General features: G+C 65.9%; 1 protein-coding gene. It reads right to left on the bottom strand.

Translation table 11 applies throughout. From position 1 onward, the window contains the following. On the bottom strand, positions 1 to 6,117 hold a 6,117-nt coding region (locus EOA27_RS17970; protein ID WP_127256814.1), incomplete at both ends, for a glucoamylase family protein.

The following is a 6,117-nucleotide window of genomic DNA, read 5'->3' as shown; positions in this document are numbered from 1 at the left end:
ACATAGTGGCGGCCGTCGCCGTCGAAGCCGCCATAGCCGTTCCAGAGGCTGAGGCCTCGGCCGTCGGCGGCGATGTCGGCTCCAGCCTGGCTTGCCGGCACCGGCAAAGGCAGCGGCGGGCTGGGTTCGCGCGGCGAGCCGCCCTCGGCCTGCAGCAAGGCATCGCGGGCCTGCAGCGCCGCGGTCTCGGCGCGTTCGAGCTGATCGAAGATCGTGCCGTTGCGGGTGTGAAGAACCACCCGCGCGACCGACAGCAAGGTCTTGTAGGTCGGCTCGTCCATCAGGTCGCGGCGCACCGCGAAGATGTGCTGGCGCGGCCCAAGCTCGCGGCCGCGCAGGCGGCTGTTCTCGCACAGCGTCTCCACCGCGCGCTGCAGGTCCTGCACATAGGACGAGGCCTGCTCATTGACGACGACGAAGTCGATCATCATGCCGCGCGCCCGCATATATTCCTGGAAGCGCAGCGCCTGGGCGACGATCTCGAGGTCGGCGACGTCGCCGATGCGCACCAGGAAGATCGGGAAATCGCCGGAGATGCTGGTCGGCCACAGGCTCGACTGGCGGCCGAGGCCCGAGGCGATGGATTCCGCCGGCAGGCGCAGGAACGGATCGGGATAGATCAGGTAGCGGGCGAGCTTCTGCACATTGGCGGCGTCGGTGAGGCTGAGGCCCAGATGGCGCGTCTGCACCTGGCTGCGCGTCCAGGCAAGCATCGCCTGGCGTGCGAAGCTCTCCTGATGGTCGAGCCGGGCGATCGCCTCGTCGAGCTCGGCGCGATTGGCGCCGACGGCGGTCCAGAAGGTCAGCGAGATCTTCTTGTTTGCCGGCACGCGGACCTGGCGGCGCAGCGCCGCCACGGGGTCGAGCGTGAAGCCCTGGCTGCCGGAAAGCCTGACGCCGGGATCGAAAGCCACGGCATCGGCGATGGTGCGGCCGCGGCCGATGAAGGCGCGCCGGTCGGTTTCGGCCTCAGCATCGCGCGACGGGCCCGAGGGATCGGTGACGAAATGCACCATGGTGAGGTCAGGGTCGTTCTTGTCGCGCTTGCGCCTGGTGGCGAAGATCGCGCCGTTGTTCGGCGCGACCTCAGTCTCGACGAACATCTTGGAGAAGGCCGGATGCGCGTTGTCCGAGGCCTCGTTGCCCAGCACCAGCTCGGCGAAGGATGTCACCTCGATATGCCGGTCGGTGGCACCGTCATTGTAGAGGGTGATGCGGCGGCCTTCGCCATTGCCCTCGGAAATGACGATGCACTCGACCTCGGAACGCAGCGAGCCGACGGACTTGGTGAAGCTCGCCTTGTCGTCGCCGAACAGCGTCTGGACGCGTTCGCCCTCGGCGCGCTTCGGCTCGGCGGTGGCGGACCACCAGTCGCCCGTCGCGGTGTCGCGCAGGAAGATATAGGAGCCAAGGCGATCCTCGCTCGGATCCGGCTGCCAGCGGGTGACGGCAAGCTCGCCGAAGCGGCTGTAGCCGGAGCCGGTCGCGGTGACCATGACCGAATAGCGGCCGTTGGACATGACGTTGGTCGCCCGCAGCGCCTTGATGGGATCGAGGATGACGCGGCTGTCCGGGCTCTCCGTCTCGGTCTCGTCCTTGGATCTCTCGTCGGCTTCCGTCCTGACGGTCGCGGTCGGAATGTCGCGCGGCGCCTTCTCCTGCAGGAGAAGCTCGGCCGACTCGATCACCGGATCGCTGTGGAAACGCTCGCGCAGCCGGCCCTCGAAAATGGCGTCGGCGACAGCGGCGATCGACATGCCGGAATGGTGCGCCATGTAGTTCTGCACCACGGCGTGGTCGGTGCCTTCAGGCACGCGCTGCGGCGTGAAATCGACCGCGTCGTAGAAACCGTGGCGGCCAAGCGCGCCGATCGAGCGCAACCGCTGCAGGTTCTGCACCGCCTCGCGCGGGCTGAACTGCGCCGCGAGAATCGTCGCATAGGGCGCGATCACGGTGTTCTGGCCAAGGCCCCGCTTCAGGCCCAGGCCGGGCACGCCGAAATTGGTGTACTGATAGGTGAGCTCGCGGTCGCGGGCGTTATAGGCCGCTTCCGAAATGCCCCAGGGCACGTTCTTGGAACGCGCATACTGGATCTGGCGCTTGATGATGAGCTTGCTGGTCTGGTTGAGGATCGAGCCCTGCGGCTCCTTCATCACCAGAGGCGGCATCAGATACTCGAACATCGAGCCCGACCAGGACATCAGCGCGCCCTGAAAGCCGATCTCGACGATCGGGCGTCCGAGACGGAACCAATGCTCGGTCGGCAGGTCGCCCTTGGCGATGGCGAACAGGCTCGTCAACCGCGCTTCGGAGGCGAGAAGGTCGTAGCAGCTTTCGTCGAGCTGGCGGTCCTCGACGCGGTAGCCGATCGAGAGCAGCTTGCGCTCCTGGCGCATCAGGAAGGAGAAATCCATCTCGAAGGCGTAGCGGCGGCAGCGCTCGCGCAGAGCGAGCAACTTGGCACGCAGAGCGGCGACGGCGCTCTCGTCATTGTGCGAATCGTGCACATGCGCCTCGCAGGTCGCTTCCAGCCTGGCCGCCCAGTCGGCGATGACATCGCTCTTGGGCGAGGCCGCCTCGGTGTGGATCGCGGTGGCGAGCTTGCGGATCTCGCCGGCGAGCACGGCAAGGTTGATGGTGCGGATCGAGGCCATCTCCGGCTGCGCCTTGATGGTCGCAACCGCGCGGCGCATGCCATCGAGACGGTCGGCCAGGCGCTGGCGCAGCGGCCGCAGTTGACGGCGGTCGTCCGGCAGCTCTTCCAGGCTTTCGTCGAGGATGGTGACGGTGTCGATGATGCCTTCGAAATCGCCCTGCAGATGCACGGACGGCGCTTCGGCCCATTCGGCGCAGGAGGCGGCAACCGCGACCAGATGTCCGGCGAGATTGCCGCTGTCGACCGCCGAGATGTAAAGCGGATAGAGCGGCTTCAGCGTCGTCGTGTCATACCAGTTGTAGAGATGGCCGCGGTCGCGCGGCATGTTCTCGATGGTCGTCATCGTGGCGTCGATGCGGGTGATGGCATCCGACAGGCTGATCCAGCCGAAATCGCGCGCCGACACCACCGAGAGCAGATAGACGCCGATATTGGTCGGCGAGGTGCGCGGCGCCACCACCGGCGCCGGGCTTTCCTGGAAATTGTCCGGCGGCAAATGATGCTGCTCGGTCGTCACGAAGGTCTCGAAATAGTGCCAGGTGCGGCGCGCGAAGGTGCGCAGCACCTGGATGTCGGCGCTCGAGATGCGCAGCCTGTCCTCGGTCTCGGCCGAGCGGCTGATCCAGCAGGCGACGGCGGGCGAAGCGATCCAGAAGATGGCGAAGAAGAAGGCGACGAAGGCGCCTGTGGAATCGGCCAGCACCGGAATAGCCAGGCCGACGACTCCGATGATCACCGCGCCATACATCATGCCGTAATAGGCGCCGAGATCGTTGCCGCCCTTGGCGGCCTGCGAGGCGGTGCGCCATTCGAGCAGGTTCTGCCGGCTGACGAAGAGGCGGTAGATGGTGCGAATGATGGCGTCGCCCATCATCCAGGCGAGATGCGCCATCAAGAGCACCTTCAGCGCCACCAGCGCCGTGCCGAAGACGGTGTCGCGCGCAAGCGCCGAGAAATGGCCGCGCGGCGTCTGGTCGCCGCTCTTGGGCAGGATGCCGTTCACGATGTCGAAGGTAGGCGCCATGAACAGGCTGAGGATCATAAGCGCCTGCCACTGCGCCGCCTGGGTGAAGGGCAGCAGCGTCCAGCCGGCCACGCAGGCCATGACCCAGAAGATCGGGGTGACCGAGCGGCGCAGATTGTCGACCATCTTCCAGCGCGACAGCGCCGGCACGCCGGAGCGCGGGTCGAAAATGTAGCCGAGCAGCTGCCAGTCGCCGCGCGCCCAGCGGTGATGGCGCGAGGCGTCGACGGAGTAGCGGGTGGGATAGTCCTCGACCAGCTCGACGTCGGTGACCAAAGCGGCGCGCGAGAGCGCGCCTTCGAGCAGGTCGTGGCTGAGGATGGTGTTTTCGTCGATGCGGTTCTTCAGCGCCGCCTCGAAGGCGTCGACATGATAGAGGCCCTTGCCGGTGAAGGAACCGTCGCCGAAGACGTCCTGGTAGACGTCGGAGACGGCGAAGACATAGGGGTCGAGGCCGCGATTGGCCGAGAAGACGCGCTGGAAGAAGGAGGCATCGTCGCCGCTGGTCAGCGATGCCGTGATGCGCGGCTGCAGGATCGTGTAGCCCGCGGTGACGACGCGCTTGACCGGATCGAAATGCGGGCGGTTCAGCGGATGGGCGAGCTTGCCGACCAGGCTCGAAACCGCGTCCCGCGTGGTGCGCGTGTCGGCGTCGAGCGTCATCACATAGACGACCTTTTCCGGCAGCGGCACGTCGAGCGGCAGGAAGGTAGTGTCGCTGTCGCCACGCAGGAGAAGGTTCAGCTCATGCAGCTTGCCGCGCTTGCGCTCCCAGCCCATCCAGCAGCCCTGCGCCTGGTTGTAGAGCCGGCGGCGATGCAAGAGGTAGAAGCGCGGCGAGCCTTCCGACGGATAGCGGGCGTTGAGCCTAGCGATCTCGTCGCGGGCATATTGCAGGATCTCGATGTCGGCGGCGTCGATCTCGGTCTTGGAATCCGGCCAGTCGGACAACAGGGCGAAATGGATCTCTTCGGCCGTGTTGGCGAGGTGGTGCACCTCGATGTTGCGGATGTTTTCCTCGACGTCGTCGCGCGAGCCGATCAGCGAGGGCACCACGACCAGCGTGCGCGCCTCGGCCGGGATGCCGTGCTTGTTGTAGTCATAGCCGACAAGCCGGGTGGGTTTGAGGAACAGCGCCACGACGGTGTTGAAGAAGGCCAGCGCGCCTTCGCTTGCCGGCACCGCGAACAGCGCCAGCATCAGCGTGATCGATTCCACCGACAGGCCGAGATTGGCGAGCGCCCTGCCCGACAGCACCAACAGCAGCGCCGTCAGAAGGAAAACCGGGCCGACGATGCCCATCCAGCCAGCGCTGGCAAAGGCACGCTTGAAGGTCACATAGAAAGGCGGTCGGTAGCCGATCGCCTTTTCCAGCTCCTGACGGCGCGGCCCGACCAGGAAGAAGCCGACATCGGTGTGCACGTCCGGATCCGCTGTCTCCGGCACGCCGGATGCATCGGTGACGCCGGGCGTGTGGCCGGCAAGCTCGATCGCCTTTTCGGCCACCCGATATTCGGACAGCTCGGAGCGCCGCGCCAGTTGCTCGATCGCGGTGCGGTACTGGTCGCGCGAGAAGAAATCGAGGTCGGCGAAATCGGTCTTCTCACGCAACAGCGTGTCGATGCGGCTGACGCCTTCGAACCAGACCGTCCAGTCGACGTCGTTGATGAGGCGCAGGCCGCGGATGATGTTGCCGGTGGTGACATTGCCGCTGGAAAGCGTCTGATGCTCGGAGATGATGATCTCCTCGGCGTCGGAGCCGGTCTTTTCCAGCTCTCCCTCCAGCCATTCCAGCGCCCGGCCGGCGTTCTGCGACCCGTCGCGCAGGCGGTAGAGCAACTGGGTGGCAAAAGTGGTGTCCTGCGCATGCGCGCTGTAGTTGGACAGGATCCTGGTGCGGTCGGCATTGTCGTCGGTCGCGAGAACCCGGTCGGCAACCTCGTTGGCGATGTGTCGCATCTGCCTGGTGCGGTCGACGCGCACGGCGATGCGACGCAGGTTCTCGATCAGCACAAAGCGCAGCAACGAGGGCAGCGCCCAGAGCTCTCCGATTTTCATCGGCTCGACCGACTGGAAGCCCTCGACAATGGCCTTGAACATGTTGGCCGAGACCGAGCTGTCGGAATGCTCGACATAGCTCCAGGCAACGACGAAAGCGCGCGGCAGCACCGTCCTGTCGCCGAGCGTGAGCGTCGGCAGCTGCCGATAGAAGCGGCGCGGCAGGTCACGCTTCACCTGGAAGATGGTCTCCTCGACCAAATAGTTGTTGTCGAGCAGCCATTGCGCGGCCGGCGTGATGGTCTCGCCCTTGGCCTGGGCGGCATTGGTCGAACGGTAGACTTCGAGGATCTTCTTGGCGCTGTCGCGGATGCGGGCCTGGAACTCGAACGGGGCGAGGCCGAACAGGTCCTTGACCTCGCCCCGTTCGAGTTCCAGG

The organism is Mesorhizobium sp. M2A.F.Ca.ET.037.01.1.1, assembly GCF_003998075.1.
Lineage (GTDB): Bacteria > Pseudomonadota > Alphaproteobacteria > Rhizobiales > Rhizobiaceae > Mesorhizobium.
The sequence above is the reverse complement of the archived record's forward strand: the minus strand, read 5'-3'. Positions and strand labels throughout refer to the sequence as shown.